This is a genomic window from Dinghuibacter silviterrae, from assembly GCF_004366355.1.
Taxonomy (GTDB): Bacteria; Bacteroidota; Bacteroidia; order Chitinophagales; family Chitinophagaceae; genus Dinghuibacter; species Dinghuibacter silviterrae.
Map to the genome: position 1 here is coordinate 2,866,163 of NZ_SODV01000001.1, position 18,344 is coordinate 2,884,506.

Below are 18,344 nucleotides of genomic sequence, written 5' to 3' on the forward strand. Positions count from 1 at the left end.
ACCGCTCCAGTAGCCGGTTCCGCCGTGTTGCTCAGGGATGCGATCAATACTATGGTAGGGACTGCGCCCCCAACCCAAATGGGCCTATAATCAGAAAGGATATGGTGGAAAGGGCAGCACACTTTTCGGCGGAAGTCGAGCAGGCACTTGTGGAGCAGAAAGTCTACAACAAATTGTCGCTCGAAAAACTGGCGGCATCATTCGGTATCGCAGACAAGACCCAGGTAAAGGAGTTGGCCGAACTGGCCATCGTCCGGCGCGCCAGGGTGCTTGCCCACGAGCCGGGAACGGTGCGGGAGCGGTTTGACCGGATCGTGAACCTTTACCAGTTGCAAGTCAACCTTTCCCATAGAACGAGCCAGAGCATCCTATTGCAACAATACTCGACCCCTGCCCCCATAGGATATTTGGCCGGGGTGTTTTGTGGCGTTGACAGGCCTGCATATAGATCGCTATATTTTGAACCGTCTGCTGGCAATGGGTTGCTTACCATAGCTGGCCGCCCGGCTGACTTCATCGTGAACGAAATTGACCCCTTCCGCAATCAAAACCTCCGGACCCAGGGTTTTCGGGAGGTATGGCAAAGGGACGCCACCCAACCCTTCCACGGGAAAGAAGGTGTTTTCAAGGCGGTGATCACCAATCCCCCCTTTGGGAAACTGGATAAGCCGGTCTACTACGAGACGTTCCCCATCCGCACCTTGGAGCAACTGATGGCCCTCCGGGGGCTGGACACGATGGCAGCGGGCGGCAGGGCTGCTATTATCATTGGGGGGCATACGCGCTGGGATGACAAAGGCCGTGTCCAGGCCGGGCGGAACCGAATCTTCTTTAACTATCTGTACAGCCGTTACCATGTGGCTGATGTAATTAATATCGACGGGCACCGGCTGTATTCCCGCCAAGGGACCGCTTTCGACGTCCGGTTGATATTGATAGATGGAAGAAAGCAGTTGCCCCGGGGTAATGCACCAGTGAGGGACAAGCGCCGGGACGTGATTGTCCGCAGCTATGACGAACTTTTTGAGAGAATTTCACCTTATGTTGATATGAAACGAAAAGTAAAGGATCGTCGCACCCTGGAGGCAGAAGCCCTGGCCTTAGAACTGGAGCTAATGGCTCTTTCGCAAGAACTGGGAGCGCCGTACGAACCCGCGTCCAATGCTTGCGTTGTCCTGCATACCCAAGTCCCCGATTCTATGTCCTTTGAAACCCAAACGGCAGTGGCGCAGATCAAGCGGGAGGTGGGTGGAGACATGGACAACTTTGTCCGCCACCGGCTGAAGTATCCCAGCAAGGCCACCTTATGCCGGGCCTTGTCTGCCGAACAGATCGATGCCGTCGCCATGGCCATCTATAACATCGAGGCAAGGAACCAGGGGATGATTATCGGCGACCAAACCGGTATCGGAAAAGGTCGCGTCGCAGCAGCTATGATCCGCTATGGTGTGTGGCAGGGAGTGAAGCCGGTTTTTCTGACTGAAAAGGCCAACCTCTTTTCCGATATATACCGGGACTTGGCGGCCATAGGATCGGGACACCTGAAGCCGTTTATCGTAAATGGACGGGAGCCGAAGACGGACATAAAGGACGAGGACGGTAATGTCGTTTATCAAGCGCCGCCCTTGCCGGAGCAACAGGCGGTAATCGCCGCCGGTGACATTCCGCCTGGATACGACTTTGTCGTAGGGACCTATTCTCAATTCAATTCCAAAGATAAAAAACCGCTAAAGCCGGGTTTCCTGGCCTCTATAGCCGGAGGGAATATCTTCATCATGGATGAGGCACATAACGCCAGCGGTTCTTCCAATACCGGGGAATTCCTGCAAGGGGTGGCCGCCCGGACGAAGGGCGTGGTGTTTCTCTCAGCCACGTTTGCCAAGCGCCCGGACAACATGCCCATATATGCCATGAAGACGTCTATTGCTGACTGTAATATGAGCAAGGACGAGTTGGTCGATGCGATCAAACGAGGCGGTGTGGCCATGCAGGAGGTCCTTGCCTCGCAACTGGTGGCCGAAGGGCAAATGATTCGTAGGGAACGGAGTTTCGAGGGAATAGAGGTCAATTATATCACCCTGGAAGAAAAGGCCCCAGAACACCGGGCCATCGCAGACAATATCACTGCCATATTGCGCGATATTATTGCCTTCCAGGGTGAATACGTCGATAGTGCGGTGAAGCAATTGGACAAGATCGCCGTGGCGGAGGGGAAGGAGGTCGGGTTACGGGAAGGGACCTCCCAGGCTGGCGTGGACAACCAGCCTTATTTTTCAAAAGTTTTCCAAGTAATCAACCAAATGTTGTTCAGCCTGAAGGCTACAGCCGTGGCGGAAAGGGCGATTCAACGGCTGCGGGAAGGGAAAAAGCCTGTGATCGCCTTTGCTTCTACGATGGGTAGTTTCATAGAGACGCTCGAAAACGACCAGGGACTTCCAGTTAGCGAGGGCGATACCATCGACGCGGATTTCAGTGAGGTATTGCGGCGTGGGCTGGAGGGGGTCATGCGCTATACGGAAAAAGACGTAGACGGGAACCCGATGTATAAAAAGTTTTCCATAAGCGACTTTTCACCCCAGGCACAGGCCGACTACAATCACATCCAGGAAAACATCCTGACTGTAGCAACTGGCATTACGATTTCCCCCATTGATGTTATTGTTAAGATGATCCGTGAGGCCGGGTACTCTGTGGCCGAGGTGACCGGCAGGAAATTCGAGTTACAATTAAACAAAAAAGGCTCCAAGGCGCTGGTGATGACCCGAAAACGCGTCAATACAAATGACGCCTTCCGGCAGTTTAACAACAACGAGGTCGATGTACTCATGATCAATCAGTCTGGTTCGACGGGAGCCTCGGCCCATGCCATCCCCACGGCGAAGGTCCCCGATGGACAGGTGAAGCAACGGGTCATGATCGTTTTACAAGCCGAGCTGGATATTTCAACAGAAGTCCAGAAAAGGGGGCGTATTAACCGGACCGGACAGATTTTGAAACCCATTTATGACTACCTGATTTCTGCGATTCCCGCAGAAAAGCGGCTGATGATGATGCTCCAGAAAAAGCTGAAGTCTCTGGACGCGAATACCACGTCCAACCAGAAACAGTCTTCCAAGGTTTTGGACGTGCCGGACTTCCTTAACAAATATGGTGACAAGGTGGTTGAGGAATATTTGGTGGAGAACCCTGAAGTCAATAAGCTCTTGGACGACCCATTGCATATAGGGAGGGCTGAGGCGGATAGCGGCAGCGGCGATCCCAGCTATGTGGAAGACGCCGCTATGAAGGTTTCCGGACGGGTTGCTGTTCTTTCCACCAGGATGCAGGAGGACTTCTATAACGAGGTTGTTGCACGATACGATGACTATGTGGACTACCTCCGTCAGGTTGGATCCTATGACCTGGAAGTGGAGACGATGAACCTGGAGACGGAGACGGTCAGTTCAAAAGTCATCGTTATGGGAAAAGGGGGAGATAGCGCCTTTGGCAATGACAGTATCCTGGAAACAGTCCGGGCCAACGTACTCAAAAAGCCGTTTACACGGCCGGAGTTGGAAAATCTACTTGCCGAATCCCTAAAGGGAAAGGATGCCCGTCAGGTACAAGACATTCTCCTGGAGGAGTATCATCAATCTGTAGAAAAACGCCTAGAGGATGAAAAAGACGAAGTGAACAACAAGTATGATACCCTGATCGAATCCATTTCCGACGAAAAGAATATCCAACGCATACGAGAACGCGAAGGTGAAGCGGCCTGGGTGGAGGCCACCCGTGAAAGAGAAAAGGAGCTAAATGAAGCTCGGGAGGCTAAAATGAAGAATCTGGAAAAAATCGCCGCTAACCGGCAGCAGTACCTTGAACGTATCTTTTCCTTTTACTGGACTAGTCGCCCCCTTCGTTACCCTGTCGAAACTTTCCAAAGTGGTAATGAACTGGTGCCCGCCGTCTTTTTGGGCTTTTTGATCGACGCGAAGAAAAAGAACCCTTACGCCCCTTCCGCCATCAAACTTTGCTTTGGGATAGCCAGTTCAGCCAAGTATCTGGCCATCCCCGCCTCCTTTTCGGAGCGTATCAATGCCATCATCGGTGTCAGCGCCGATCTTCCCAAGGTGGACCTTCCGGCATTCCTGGAGGAATGGGAGTCATACACCAAGGAGAACAATATGGACCGGAAAATACGGCATGTCATCACTGGAAACCTTTTACAGGCCTTTGGGAAAGGGCGGGGAAAACTCGTCAGCTATTCGACAATCGACGGACAGGTTAAGAAAGGCATCCTTTTGCCTGAAAACTGGCAGGCGGACGAAAAGGAGGTAGACCAGGTCATTGTCCCCATTGTGAAGGCCCTTCCCATTATCAATTCGCTGGTCGAGGGCAAGGGTATAGTCACTAACAATGAGGTTTCCCTAATTCGGTCCAGGGGTGATTTTAAAATGATTGTACCAGCATCCAGGGCACGGGGTGGAGACGTCTATTTGGATAAAGATATTCTGAAGCTGGTGGAGGGAAACAATTTTGAAAAGGTGTCGGATCGTATGGTCGCTGTTTTACCGGAGCAGAACCTTAGCAAGGCGGTAGAAATACTCCAAGCGGTCCATGGTAGTTCTATCGCTCTTAGATCATCCGAAGCCGGAAAGCTGGGTACCGGTCATGTCCGGTATCATGACCGAAAACCCATAGAGCCGCCACCCCCGGAGGATTCGGATAAAAGCAAACGTCTTCACCTCTTGGAACTGAAAGCTAAGGCGTTAGCCTTGGAATTGGAATTGCTTTCACTGGCTGCATAATAAAGCCCCGACCCATGATTACGATTGACAACTATTTTAAAGAAATATCATCGGTTGACTTGTCCTCACTGAATGATACTTTAAGGAAAGGCCATGAGCTCCTTGTCGAATCCACCGAGAATGGTACAAACTTGGACAACTACTATGAAAGCGACGAAATCCGAAGGATCGTAGATCTTTACCTGTCCGAGCTCAACAAGTTTTTGGAAAGGAAAGCACCTCCAGCGCCGACGGGCAAAGGAAAGTCATCCTCCGGGCGGCAAAATTCACGTCGCCGTAAAGCTAGTGTTCGAGAACATACCGCCACCACTGAAGAAACCCGGGAGTCAATTTCGCCACGTATACCGGACATGGTTGAGCGTATCCCCGAGGAATTGCGTTTTATCAGGCGCTTTATAAATATGAATGGCAAGTCCAAAACCAAGGAAGAAATTCTCCGGTTTATCAACTCCCTTCAAAAATCTATCCTGGAAAAGCGTATCCGAAAGACCTCAGCCTTCGCGGAACAAATTCGCTTTATCCAGGATCAATTGATAGACGTGTACAATTCGATGAAGACTAAAATAAAGATCGAATTGAAGCCTGAGACCCTTGACTCCCTAAAGGTATTGTTGGGAGGACAGAAAATTATGCCCTCTATTAATTTTATCAAACGCTATATCAGCCTCAACGGAAAGATCGGCGTAAAAGAGCAAGCAAAAAAGCTCCTGGAACAGATCAATCGAGCTATAGAGAAAGGCAAAATTACGGACAGTGATTCTTATATTATCGAGATACATGACATTAAAAAGAACCTTCATGCTTTCGTAACCGGTAGGGAACAAAAGACCCTTGATATTGAAAAGGCCACTCTGAATGGGCTCAATGGCGCCCTGGGCTGTTCCTGTCAGTCGAAAAGAGCTGAAAAACCGGTATTGATGAACAGCATGGACTTTGCCGGGCTGGAATTCGAGACCATCGGGTTGTTGGGCAAATGGTATGACTTGATCGGGGACCCGTCTCCAGGTTTTACAGCAATGGTCTTCGGTAGGCCCAAAATGGGGAAGTCTTGGCTTTGTGTTGATTTCGCGGGGTACTTGGCCCGCAATCATGGGACGGTCCTTTTTGTGGCAAAAGAAGAAGGCCTGGACTTGACTTTACAGCAGAAACTGGAATCGGTCAAACATCCCCGACTTTTTGTTGCCTCAAAGCTCCCGGATGATTTGACGCAATTCGATTTTATTGTCCTGGACAGCGTGAATAAACTCGGGCTTACGCCGGAAGACCTGAACAGGTTGAGAGAGGACAATCCAGGCAAGTCATTCATTTTTATTTTCCAGACGACGAAAGCGGGGAATTTCCGGGGTGCAAATTCCTTTCAACATGATGTAGATGTCGTGATTGAGGTTCCCGAGCCCGGTAAGGCAGTTCAATTCGGGCGCTTTAACCAGGGCGGGGAAATGGAGATTTTTGACGACAGGCTTGCCGCCTGAATACCGTACTAGAATGGCAAAGATCAAACTTATAAACCCCGAGAGGGAGCCGCTCACCGTGGAGAAGTTGAGGCAGCTCACCGGGTGGCAGGATATTTCCGACGAGCAGGCAACGGCCATTATTCACTCCGTGGACCTTTTTGTCCGAATCCTTTACGATGTAGTGGCAAAAGAATATTCGCATTGCATTGATAATCAATATTTAATAAATTTGGAAGACAATTCCGAACCATTAAATAATGCCGCATGAAAACGGAAAATTTCAATGCTTTCCACAGCTTTACCCGGCGCTCTAAAAAAACGGTGCACTACGTCGAAACCGAATTCGTGGTAACCTATTCTCGCGTTTCGACAAAGGAGCAATACGACAAGAATTTGAGCCTTGACACTCAGCAAAAGGCCTTTGATGATGAGGCTCGTAGAAAAGGAAAAACTATTCTGGCAAACTTCGGGGGCACTTATGAAAGCGCCAAGACCGATGGCAGAAAGGAATTTGAACGCATGTTGACCTACATAAAAAAGAACCCTGGTAAAATAAGCCAGATTTGGGTGTACATGACCGACCGATTTAGCAGAACTGGCGGGGGAGCCATAAAACTGGCCGAAGAACTCAGGGAGAAATACGGGGTTACCATATATGCTATATGTCAACCCACAGATACCCGTGATGATACCGGGATTTTGAGCCAAAACATGCAGTTCCTTTTTAGCCAATACGATAATACCCTGAGAAGAAAACGCGCTGTTGCAGGGTTAAAGGCACAATATGAAAAGGGGATATGGTCAACCGTACCCCCCCAGGGCTATGACAGCGTGAAGATCAATACTGAAAAGAAGCTAGTCGTCAACAGGGAAGGAAAATTGATAAAGAAGGCGTTTTTATGGAAGGCTGACGGAATGAAAAACGAAGAAATTATAGAACGCCTTAATGCCCTGGGCCTTCCCATGTATAAACAACAATTGACAAAAATCTTTAAAAAGCCTTTTTATTGTGGGCTAATTGCACATGGCATGTTGGATGGTAGAATTGTCCGGGGTCAACATGAGCCATTAATTAGTGAAGAAATCTTTTTACGTGTAAACAATATTCACCAACAGTCGCCAAATTATGGCGTACCGCATCAAAAAGAAAATGAGCAATTGCCATTGAAGGTATTTGTAAAATGTGGTGACTGCGGCGAACCGTTTACAGGGTATATCGTAAGGGCAAAGGGCCTGTATTATTACAAGTGCAGGACAACCGGCTGTAAGTGTAATAAAAGCGCCAAGCGGTTACATGAACTGTTTGAGGAAACCCTGGAAAGGTTGGCCACAAAAGAAGACTTGGCGGCGACTATCCAGCATCGCCTCGAAAGTTTCTTTTACGAGGTGAGCAAAGACAGGTTGGAGCAACAACCGGCCTTAAAACGGCAGCTTTCGGATATAGATAGTAAGATAGATTCCCTACAGGAAGCCTTCTTTATCACTAAAGAAATGGACCGGGATACCTATGAAAAGTTTAAGGCCCGGTATCAACGTGAGAGGCAGAATATCGAGGAAAAACTGGCGGATTGCTCGCTGGTCATTTCGAACCTTTCCGAATGCATCGAAAAAGCCGTCATTCTGAGCAGAAAACTCAGGACTGTATGGGCTTCCAGCGATATAGGCCGGAAAGAAGACCTCCAAAAATTGGTGTTTCCCGAGGGAATCCATTATGACCGCGAAAATGACGCATTTCGAACCACGGAAATGAATATCATTTTTAAGCTAATCGCAGAACTGGCGGACGATCCAGAGGGAATAAAAAAGGGGACAAACTATCTTATTGATCTTTTGTCCCCTTCTGCGGAGAGAGAGGGATTCGAACCCCCGGAGGTGTAACCCTCAACGGTTTTCAAGACCGCCGCAATCGACCGCTCTGCCATCTCTCCGGGCGCAAAATTAGGGTTTGGGAATTAGGAACCAAAAAAGCTAACAAGGAAATGAGAAAAATTCCTGGAAGCCAGAGCCTTACGAACAGAAAAAAATAAATCTGCTAAAAAAATTGAGTATTTTGTCTTGAATTCCCTAGGTTTGTGTAAACGATTGCATAGTTGAATCCAAGAGCTACGATAGCGGATATAGCGAAGGCCCTGAATGTGACACCGGCTACGGTTTCGAGGGCGTTGAATGATCATCCGGGGATCAGCCAGGAGACGAAGAAGGCGGTGCGGAAGGTGGCTGAGAAGTTACAATACAAAAGAAACAAGATTGCATCTTCATTACGATCGGGGCGGAGCCACATGATCGGGGTGATCATTCCGAGCGCGGCGATCAACTTTTTTGGAGAGGTGGTGCATGGGATCGAAGCGATGGCGAATACGTATGGGTATACGGTCCTGTTGTATCAATCGAACGAACTGCCGGATTATGAGCGGAAGGGAATCGAGGCGTTTGTGAGTGCGGGGGTGGATGGAGTGTTGGCGTCCTTGGCGAAGGGGACGGTGGACTTTGGGCATTACCTGGATTTGAAAAGGCATAACGTACCGTTGGTGTTTTTTGACCGGGTGAATGATGAATTGGGGATACCGTCGGTGGTGGTGGATGACTTCAGGGGCGCGTATACGGCGACGGAACATTTGATCGGTCAGGGGTATCGCCGGATCGGGCACATCGCGGGGCAGCAACACCTGAAAATATTCAAGGACAGGTTGGCGGGATATAAGGCGGCGTTGGAGGCAAGTGGGCTTCCGGTTGAAGAAAAGCTGATTTACCAAGGTGATGTGTCGATAGAGTCGGGGAGAAGGGCGGTCCGGCACTTTTTGGAGCTGCCGGAACGGCCGGACGCGATCTTTGCGGTGGAGGATTATACGGCGCTGGGCGCAATGAAAGAATTGAAAGAAAGAAAGATCCAGATACCGGAGGAGATGGGGGTTGTGGGGTTCGCGAACGAGGTCTTCGGGGAGCACATTTCTCCGGGCTTGTCTTCGATCGACCAGCAGCCGGCGCAAATGGGGAAGGAGGCGTTTAAGCTGTTGCTGGAAATGATGGAGCCGCGTAAGGAGGCGGTGGTGGCGTTGGATCAGAAGCGGGTAACGCTGGCGCCTATCGCTTTTTTCCGGCAATCTTCGGCTCGAAATGGAGAGGGCGCATGAGGGCGCCTTTTTTACATATTCACAGTGTAAACGATTGCACGGGCCGCGCGGCCTGGATAAAAAAAGGCCGCGGGGCCTGGAATGAAATATGCAGATGAAACACATTTTCCTGTTGTTCGCCTTCGCAGCAGCCGTCATTTGCGCCGGCACGATCGCCCAGGCACAAACGACTCCGGCGCAGTCCGCGGCCACGGCGCAACCCGCGCACCAGGCTGTCCGCCGCCAGTCGCCCACCGTTGTCACGGTGGTATCCCGCCCCCCCACAACAACCACCAACGCTTTCTATACGAGCAACCGCGCCCCTCTGGCGCCTTCGAGCTTCATCAAACTCCCGGTAGGGAGCGTCTCCCCCAACGGCTGGCTAAAGCGCTACCTGGAACTACAAAGAGCTGGCCTGACAGGCCACCTGGCAGAGATCAGCGCATGGCTGGAAAAGAAAGACAACGCCTGGTACAGTGGCACGGGGCAGGGGGATCATGGCTGGGAGGAGGTACCGTACTGGCTGAACGGATATGGGGACCTGGCGTATCTGTTGAAGGACCCAAAGATGATCGCCACGGTAAAGGATTGGTTGGGAAAGGTATTTGAAAGCCAGCGTGCGGACGGCTATTTCGGACCGGCGCCGTCGAAGGACCGGCCGATGCCGGACCTGTGGCCGAACATGCGGATGTTGTGGTGTATACAGGCGTATTATGAGTATAGCGGGGACAAACGGGTCCTTGACTTTATGGCGCGATACTTTCGTTGGGAGGCGGGCGTCCCGGACAAGGACCTGTTGAAAACGTATTGGGAGAACAGCCGGGGCGGGGATAACCTGTACAGTATCTATTGGCTGTATAATATCACGGGGGAAAGCTGGTTGTTGGACGTGGCGGAAAAGATCCACCGGAATACGGCGAACTGGACGCAGGACGGGAAGTTGCCGAACTGGCACAACGTGAATGTGGCGCAGTCGTTCCGGGAGCCGGCGACGTATTTCCTGCAGAATCATGATTCGGCGTTGATGAACGCGACCTATAAGGACTTTTACCTGATCCGGGCGTTGTACGGACAGGTGCCGGGAGGAATGTTCGGGGCGGATGAAAATGCGCGCCCGGGATATACGGACCCGCGGCAGGCGGTGGAGACGTGCGGGATGGTGGAGCAGATGGCCTCGGATGAATTGCTGATGGGTTTTACGGGGGACCCGATGTGGGGGGACAATTGCGAAGACGTAGCTTTTAATACGTACCCGGCGGCGGTGATGCCGGATTTCCGGGGGCTGCGGTACCTGACGGCCCCGAATATGGTGGTGAGCGACTCGATGAACCATGCGCCGGGGTTGCAAAACGATGGACCTTTCCTGATGATGAACCCGTTTAGCAGCCGGTGTTGCCAGCACAACCATACCTACGGGTGGCCGTTTTACGCGGAGCATTTGTGGATGGCGACACCGGACAACGGGGTGGCGGCCTTGCTGTACAGCGCCGCAAGGATAAAAGCAAAAGTGGGTAAGGGGGAGATGGCGACGTTTGAGGTAAAGACGCACTATCCGTTTTCCGAAAACATACGCATTACGGTAACGGCGCACCAGCGGTTTCCGTTGTATCTGCGGGTGCCGGGGTGGTGCGAAGGCGCGACCGTAAGCATCAACGGACAGCGCCAAAACGCCACCACAAGCCCGGATACCTACCTCCGCATTGACCGCACCTGGCACCCGGGCGACGTTGTCGACCTGACGTTGCCGATGCAGGTGACGACGCATACCTGGGACAAGAACGCGAACAGCGTGAGCGTAAACTACGGCCCGCTGACCTTTTCGCTAAAGATCAAGGAAGACTATAAGAAAGTAGACAGCAAAGCCTCGGCGATCGGGGACTCGAAGTGGCAGGCCTCGGCGGACGCAAGCCAGTGGCCGGCGTATGAGATCCTGCCGGGGAGCGCGTGGAACTATGCACTATCGGATGTCCAGCCTGGCGATTTCCGGGTGGTGAAGCGGCCGTGGCCGGAAGATAATTTTCCCTTTACCCCAAGCGCCGTACCTATCGAGCTGACGGCGAAGGTGCAGCAAATCGCTACATGGACGATCGATAAATATGGTTTGTGCGGGGTATTGCCGCAAAGTCCCGTGCAAACGGCGGCCCCGGTGGAGGAGCTGACGTTGATCCCGATGGGCGCGGCGCGGCTAAGGATCAGCGCGTTCCCGGTGGCAGCCGGCACCACGGCAACGTCCTGGCGGCGTTGGTCATCGGCAAAAGCAAATGCCTGGTACGCCCACTGGCCCTGGCTCCGCGGCAGCAACTTCACCCCCAGCACCGCCATCAACCAACTGGAAATGTGGCAGGCGGAAACCTTCGATACAACAACGATCGACCGCGAGCTGGGATACGCGGAAGGCATCGGGTTTAACGCAATGCGTGTGTTCCTGCATCACCTCGCCTGGCAGGAAGATCCGGAGGGGTTCAAACAACGCGTAAGCCAATACTTAGCTATTGCGGACCGGCACCACATCGGGACGATCTTCGTCTTCTTCGACGACTGCTGGAACCCTGTGCCGCACACGGGAAAGCAGCCAGCCCCCAGGCCGGGCATCCACAACTCGGGCTGGGTACAGGACCCGGGCTTTGCGGTCCACCAGGATAGCGCAGGGCTTTATCCAATTCTTGAACGTTATGTAAAAGACATACTAACCACTTTCAAAACCGATACACGCATTGTGCTGTGGGACCTCTACAATGAGCCAGGGGGCAGCAATTATGGAGACAGCAGCCTGGCATTGCTGCAACACGTGTTTACCTGGGGCCGGGAAATAAACCCGGACCAGCCGCTGTCCGCGGGCGTGTGGGACAATCACCAGAAGCCCCTGTGTGAGTACCAGCTCGACGCGAGTGACGTAATCACCTACCACAACTACGGCAGCCCTGAAGACCAGCAGCACGAGATAGACAGCCTGAAAAAATACGGGAGGCCGGTCATCTGCACAGAATACATGGCCCGCACACGGGGCAGCCTTTTCACCAACATCATGCCGGTCCTGAAAAAGAACAACGTGGCGGCGATCAACTGGGGCCTGGTATCGGGGAAAACCAATACCATCTACGCCTGGGGCACACCGATGCCGGACGGCTCGGAGCCGAAGATTTGGTTCCACGACGTGTTCCGCAAGGACGGGACGCCTTTTAGCACGGAAGAAGTTACACTCATAAAATCACTCACGGGAAAATGACGCACATCGCAAAGACGATCCTGAGCCGCTCCCCGGGCAGGATTAATTTAATCGGGGAACACACGGATTACAACAATGGTTTTGTGCTGCCGGCGGCGATCGACAAGGCCGCGTACATCCGGTTCACGACACGGGAAGACAACAAGATCTTGCTGACTTCGAGGGATTACCAAACGACGCACGAGACGACGCTGGAGGCGGTGGCCCCGAGTGATAAAGGCTGGCCGAACTACCTTTTGGGCGTCGTAGACCAGCTCTTAAAGAAAGGAATACCGTTGACCGGCTTTGAAGCGGAGGTTTGGGGAGACGTACCGGCGGGTGCGGGGCTGTCGAGTTCCGCAGCGGTGGAATGCGCGATGCTGATCGCGCTGGACGCGGCTTACGGACTGGGCATGACACGCATGGAGATGGCGCAGACGGCGCAGGCGGCGGAACATGCTTTTGCCGGGGTAAAAGTAGGGATCATGGATCCCTTTGCGAGCCTCTTCGGGAAGGAGGGGCATGTGATCCGGCTGGACTGCCGGTCGCTCGAATACGAATATGTACCGTTTCACGCGGAGGGGTATCGCCTGGTGCTTTGCGACTCGGGGGTGCACCATTCGCTGGCAAGCTCGGAATACAACGTGCGCCGGCACCAGTGCGAAACGGGGGTGGCGGCGATCCAGCAGATACACCCAGAGGTGAAAAGCCTGAGGGACGTCCTGCCTTCGATGCTGAAAGAAATAAAAGATCCGATCATCTATAACCGCTGTAAGTACGTGGTGGAGGAAAACCTCCGGTTGGTGGCGGCCTGCGAGGACCTGGAGAAGAACGACCTGGTGGCGTTTGGGCAGAAGCTGTACAAGACACACGACGGGTTGAGCCGGTTGTACGAAGTGAGCTGTCCCGAGTTGGATTTCCTGGTGGAAAAGGCAAAGCCGCAGGAAATGGTGCTGGGGGCGCGGATGATGGGGGGCGGTTTTGGCGGGTGTACGCTGAACCTGGTCAAGGCGGACGGGGTCGATGTCTTCCGGGAACGCATGACCGAAGCCTATCAGAAAGAACTCGGTAAAACCTTAAAAGTATACGTGGCCAATATCGGCAATGGAGGGAATGTACTATGATTAACTTTATAGAGGACCCGCACAAGCGGTTTAACCCGTTGACGGGGGAGTGGGTTTTGGTGTCGCCGCACCGGATGAAACGGCCCTGGCAGGGGAAGGTGGAGGCGCCGGCGGGACCGGCCCGACCGGCGTATGATCCGACGTGTTACCTGTGTCCGGGGAACAAAAGGGCGGATGGGGAGGTGAACCCGGCGTATACTTCTTGCTATGCCTTTACCAATGACTTCGCGGCCCTCTTACCGGACACGCCGGAGGGATCCTACAATGAAGCGGACCTTTTGGTGGCCAAAAGCCAGAAGGGTACGTCCCGGGTCATCTGTTTTTCCCCCCGCCATGACTTAACTTTACCCGAAATGGAGGTAGAGGAGATCCGCAGCGTCGTGACGCTTTGGATCGAGGAGTTTTCGAACCTGAACGCGCGTAAGGATATCCGTTATATCCAGATCTTTGAAAACAAGGGCGAGATCATGGGGTGCAGCAACCCGCATCCGCACGGGCAGATCTGGGCATTGAACGACCTGCCGGTGGAAATCGAGAAGGAGACGGCCCGCCAGGAGGCGTATTGGGCAAAAAAAGGGCGGAGCCTTTTGTCGGATTACCTGGACCTGGAGCTGAAGGAGCACAAGCGCATCGTGTGCGCCAACGATCATTTTGTCGCCCTGGTGCCCTTTTGGGCGGTATGGCCTTATGAGACGATGGTGATTTCCCGGCGGCACGTCCGGACGCTCCTGGAGTTTAACGGGGCGGAGCAGGAAGCGCTGGCGGACATCCTGAAACGGCTGACGACGCGGTACGACAACTTGTTTCAGACTTCTTTTCCTTACTCTGCCGGGATGCACCAGGCGCCGGTCAACGACGGCCCTCATGAAGGCTGGCACTGGCACATGCACTTCTACCCACCGTTGCTGCGGTCGGCCACGGTGAAGAAATTCATGGTGGGTTATGAAATGCTGGCGGGGCCGCAACGGGACGTCACGCCGGAATGGGCGGCGGAACGCCTCCAGGCCTTATCCGAAGTACATTATAAACAACTAACGAATACGCTATGATGAAAAAGTTCACCCTTATCCTGCTGGCGGCAGGCGCCTTGTATTCCTGCGGCGGGCCTTCCGGCTCCGGACAGCCGGGGGCGGCCGACACTGCAAAGGCTGCTACCGGCCCGCGCCCTGAAACCTTTGCCGACACGATCGACGGCAAGGCCGCCCACCTGTACGAACTCCAGAACGGGCCGATCCGCGCGCTCATCACGAGCTACGGTGGCCGCGTGGTGTCCCTTTTCGTACCGGACAAGAACGGCAACGCCACGGACGTGGTCGAAGGCTTTGACAGCCTGGCCGGGTACCGGAGGGCAAAGGGCGCATTCTATGGAGCGCTCATCGGCCGCTACGGGAACCGCATCGGCCATGGTACGTTTAAGCTGGACGGCAAGACCTTTTCCATCCCGCTGAACAACGGTGCCAACGCCTTACACGGGGGGACCCGCGGTTATGACGACTATGTATGGGATGGGGAAAAAAAGAGTGACTCTACACTGACGCTTCATTTTTCCTCCAAAGACGGGGACATGGGCTTCCCGGGCAACCTGCAGGTAACGGTGACGTATACCCTGACCGCGCAGACCGGTCTGAAGATCGAGTATACGGCAACCACCGACGCCAAAACGGTGGTGAACCTGACCAACCACGCCTACTACAACCTCAACGGGGCGGGTAGCGGGACTATCCTCAACCACAAACTCCAGGTCTTCGGTACCGGCTATACGCCGGTGGACACCGGTTTGATCCCCACGGGGAAAATAGAACCGGTGGCGGGTACGCCCTTTGACTTTACAAAACCCACGGTCATCGGCGACCGCATCAATGGGGACAACGTCCAGTTGAAGAATGGGAAGGGCTACGACCACAACTTCGTGATCGGGAACGGCAAGCCCAGCGATACGTTACGGCATGCCGCCACGGTCTGGGCGGACCAGAGCGGGATCGTCATGAACATCTACTCCATGGAACCGGGGCTTCAGTTCTATACCGGGAACTTTATGGATGGGTCACATGCCATGAAGTACGGGCGAACCGACGCCCACCGCACGGGCTTTTGTGTGGAGACCCAGCACTTCCCCGATTCCCCGAACGAGCCTTCCTGGCCATCGACCGAGCTCGACCCGGGCAAGACGTATCATACGATTACCCTTTACACGTTTTCGACGACGAAATAAATACAAATGAAAAAACTTTGTTGGATAGCGCTGTTCGCAGCCACGGTCTCCTCGGTACGCGCACAAAACATGCGGAGCCGGGACAACTTTGACGAGGGCTGGAAGTTCCACCTGGGCAGCAATGTGGACTACACCAAAGACTTCGGCTATGGCCAGGATCTTATTTACGCCAAGACCGGAGACGCGGGGCATACCCCGGCCTCGCCCCATTTTAAGGACGCGGACTGGGAAAGCGTACGGCTGCCCCACGACTGGGCGATCACGCTGCCCTTTGTCTATAAAAAGGACGGAGACCTCGAAGGGCATGGCTTCCGCCAGACCGGCCCTCTTTTCCCCGAAAGCAACGTAGGCTGGTACCGGAAGACCTTTACGGTACACCGGTCCGATTCCGGGGGGCGTTTTGTCGTCACCTTTGACGGGATCTTCCGCGACAGCCGGATCTGGATCAACGGGTATTACCTGGGGAGCAACCTGAGCGGGTACAGCGGCATTTCCTTTGACATCACCGACTTCCTGTGGTTCGACAAACCCAACGTGATCACCGTCCGCGCGGACGCCAGCCAGTACGAAGGCTGGTTCTACGAGGGTGCCGGGATTTACCGGCACGTTTGGCTGGAACGCTTTAATAACCTCCACCTGGCCCACGAGGGTGGGGTGTTTGTGCATACGGACGATAACAAGGTAACCGTAGAGGCCACCCTCGACAATAAGGGCCTTGCCCCGGCCGGTGCACAAGTGTCGGCCTACATCACCGACCGCTCCGGTGCGGTGGTGGCGCAAACGGACGCGGCCCCGGTACAGGTGGCTGTGGACGGGTCGCAGACCGTAAAACTTTCGGCGACGTTGGCGACGCCCCACCTGTGGAACCTGGACGACCCCTACCTGTACCGGGCCGTCGTCCTTGTCAAGGACGGCGACCGCGTAATCGACAGCAGCCTGACCCGGTTTGGGGTCCGTACCATCACGGTGGACGCCGACAAGGGGCTTTTCCTGAACGGGAAGCCCATCAAGATCCAGGGTGTTTGTTGTCACCAGGACCACGCCGGGGTAGGGGCCGCCATGCCGGACTTCCTCCAGTATTACCGCATCGCCGTGCTAAAGGAAATGGGTACCAACGCCTACCGGACAAGCCACAACCCGCCGACGCCGGAGCTCCTGGACGCCTGTGACAGCCTGGGGATGCTGGTTCTTGACGAAACCCGCCTGCTCGACAGCGGTCCGGAATACGAAGCCCAGTTCAAACACCTGCTCCTCCGTGACCGCAGCCGCCCTTGCGTCTTTATGTGGTCGATCGGGAACGAAGAATGGGTTGCCCAAACCAACAGCATCGGCAAACGCATCGCCCAGAACCAGGTATTGCTGGCGCACGAGCTCGACCCGACGAGGCTGTGCACCGAAGCCGTCAACGACGGGAACGTATTCCATGGCGTCAACGAGGTCCTGCCCGTACGCGGGTTTAACTACAACCTCCACGGCGTAGACCCCTATCGCAAGGAGCACCCCACCCAGCCCATCATGGGTACGGAGGTGGCCAGCACCGTGTCGACCCGGGGGATCTATATCCGGGACACGCCCAACGCGTATGTCCCCGACTACGACAGTTGTTACCCGCCCTGGGCCTCCACCGCGGAAACCTGGTGGACCCTGGCCGCCGACCGTCCCTGGTTTATGGGCGGTTTTGCCTGGACCGGTTTTGACTACCGGGGCGAGCCGACGCCTTATGGCTGGCCCAACATCAATTCGCACTTCGGTATTATGGATATGTGCGGTTTCCCCAAGAACGTCTATTATTATTATAAGTCCTGGTGGACCGACGGGAACTTTATCCACCTCTCTCCCCACTGGAACTGGAAGGGTTCGGAAGGAAAGGTGATCAAAGTCTGGGTGAACACCAGTTGCAAGGACGTAGAGCTATACCTGAACGGGAAGAGTTTGGGGAAAAAGGAGATGCCGCGCAACGGACACCTGTATTGGTTCGTTAAGTATAAACCGGGTACGCTCAAGGCCGTTGGTCATTCATTTGGTGAGCCGTCCCGTCGCATCGAGGAAGTCGTGTCCACCACGGGGGATCCCCTCAAGGTGGTCCTGACGCCCTACCGGAAGGTCATCATGAACGACGGCCGCGACGGCACCATCCTCAACGTCACCGTACTCGACGCCAAGGGACTCGAAGTCCCCGACGCGATGAACCTGATCCACTTCAGCCTGAGCGGGAACGCCCGCTTTATCGGCGTGGGCAACGGCGACCCGAGCAGCCACGAGCCGGACCTTTGCCCCGACGGGCAATGGCAGCGGCGCCTGTTCAATGGGAAGTGCCAGGTCATCCTTCAGTCGGATGGGAAGGGCACGGGGCCCATTCAGGTGCAGGCTAATGGCGACGGGTTGCAGGGCGCTTCTGTCGAGCTGCAGGCCGTGGGGTCATAGCGGCGCGCAAACGTTCGCACATAAAATG

10 protein-coding genes and 1 tRNA gene are annotated in these 18,344 nt (G+C 54.2%); 10 read left to right on the forward strand and 1 reads right to left on the reverse strand.

The window, feature by feature from the left end:
- Nucleotides 1–101 precede the first annotated feature (101 nt).
- The 4 genes from EDB95_RS12485 to EDB95_RS12500 are packed head-to-tail and all read left to right on the forward strand — an operon-like array spanning nt 102 to nt 8,119.
- The gene (locus EDB95_RS12485) at nt 102–4,787 is read left to right on the forward strand and encodes a strawberry notch C-terminal domain-containing protein (protein WP_133994073.1); all 4,686 of its coding nucleotides are present in this window, start codon (nt 102–104) and stop codon (nt 4,785–4,787) included.
- Nucleotides 4,788–4,801: 14 nt separating this feature from the next.
- A complete protein-coding gene (locus tag EDB95_RS12490; RefSeq protein WP_133994075.1) occupies nt 4,802–6,259 on the forward strand; it encodes a P-loop NTPase family protein in 1,458 nt (485 codons plus the stop codon).
- Between the two features lie 13 nt (nt 6,260–6,272).
- Entirely contained in the window at nt 6,273–6,509 is a 237-nt protein-coding gene (locus EDB95_RS12495; protein WP_133994077.1) for a hypothetical protein, read from the forward strand.
- The gene (locus EDB95_RS12500; RefSeq protein WP_133994079.1) at nt 6,506–8,119 is read left to right on the forward strand and encodes a recombinase family protein; all 1,614 of its coding nucleotides are present in this window, start codon (nt 6,506–6,508) and stop codon (nt 8,117–8,119) included. The genes EDB95_RS12495 and EDB95_RS12500 overlap by 4 nt, the downstream gene beginning before the upstream one ends.
- Here the strand turns inward: EDB95_RS12500 and EDB95_RS12505 are convergent.
- Nucleotides 8,085–8,169, reverse strand: a tRNA-Ser gene (locus EDB95_RS12505). The genes EDB95_RS12500 and EDB95_RS12505 overlap by 35 nt on opposite strands.
- 162 nt (nt 8,170–8,331) lie before the next feature.
- On the opposite strand from EDB95_RS12505, the gene EDB95_RS12510 reads away from it, so the two are divergent.
- The 6 genes from EDB95_RS12510 to galA all read left to right on the forward strand — a co-directional run bounded on the left by EDB95_RS12510 (nt 8,332) and on the right by galA (nt 18,316).
- Nucleotides 8,332–9,372: a LacI family DNA-binding transcriptional regulator gene (locus EDB95_RS12510; RefSeq protein WP_133994081.1), complete on the forward strand. Its 1,041-nt coding sequence runs from the start codon at nt 8,332–8,334 to the stop codon at nt 9,370–9,372.
- 94 nt (nt 9,373–9,466) lie between these two features.
- The gene (locus EDB95_RS12515; RefSeq protein ID WP_246073617.1) at nt 9,467–12,577 is read left to right on the forward strand and encodes a beta-L-arabinofuranosidase domain-containing protein; all 3,111 of its coding nucleotides are present in this window, start codon (nt 9,467–9,469) and stop codon (nt 12,575–12,577) included.
- A complete protein-coding gene (gene galK / locus EDB95_RS12525) occupies nt 12,574–13,680 on the forward strand; it encodes a galactokinase (protein WP_133994083.1) in 1,107 nt (368 codons plus the stop codon). Before EDB95_RS12515 ends, galK begins: the two co-directional genes overlap by 4 nt.
- Entirely contained in the window at nt 13,677–14,729 is a 1,053-nt protein-coding gene (locus EDB95_RS12530; RefSeq protein WP_133994085.1) for a UDP-glucose--hexose-1-phosphate uridylyltransferase, read from the forward strand. Before galK ends, EDB95_RS12530 begins: the two co-directional genes overlap by 4 nt.
- A complete protein-coding gene (locus EDB95_RS12535; protein ID WP_211352097.1) occupies nt 14,726–15,892 on the forward strand; it encodes an aldose epimerase family protein in 1,167 nt (388 codons plus the stop codon). Before EDB95_RS12530 ends, EDB95_RS12535 begins: the two co-directional genes overlap by 4 nt.
- A gap of 6 nt (nt 15,893–15,898) precedes the next feature.
- Nucleotides 15,899–18,316 (forward strand): beta-galactosidase GalA, encoded by a 2,418-nt coding sequence (galA, locus tag EDB95_RS12540; RefSeq protein WP_133994087.1) that lies wholly within the window; start codon nt 15,899–15,901, stop codon nt 18,314–18,316.
- Nucleotides 18,317–18,344 lie beyond the last annotated feature (28 nt).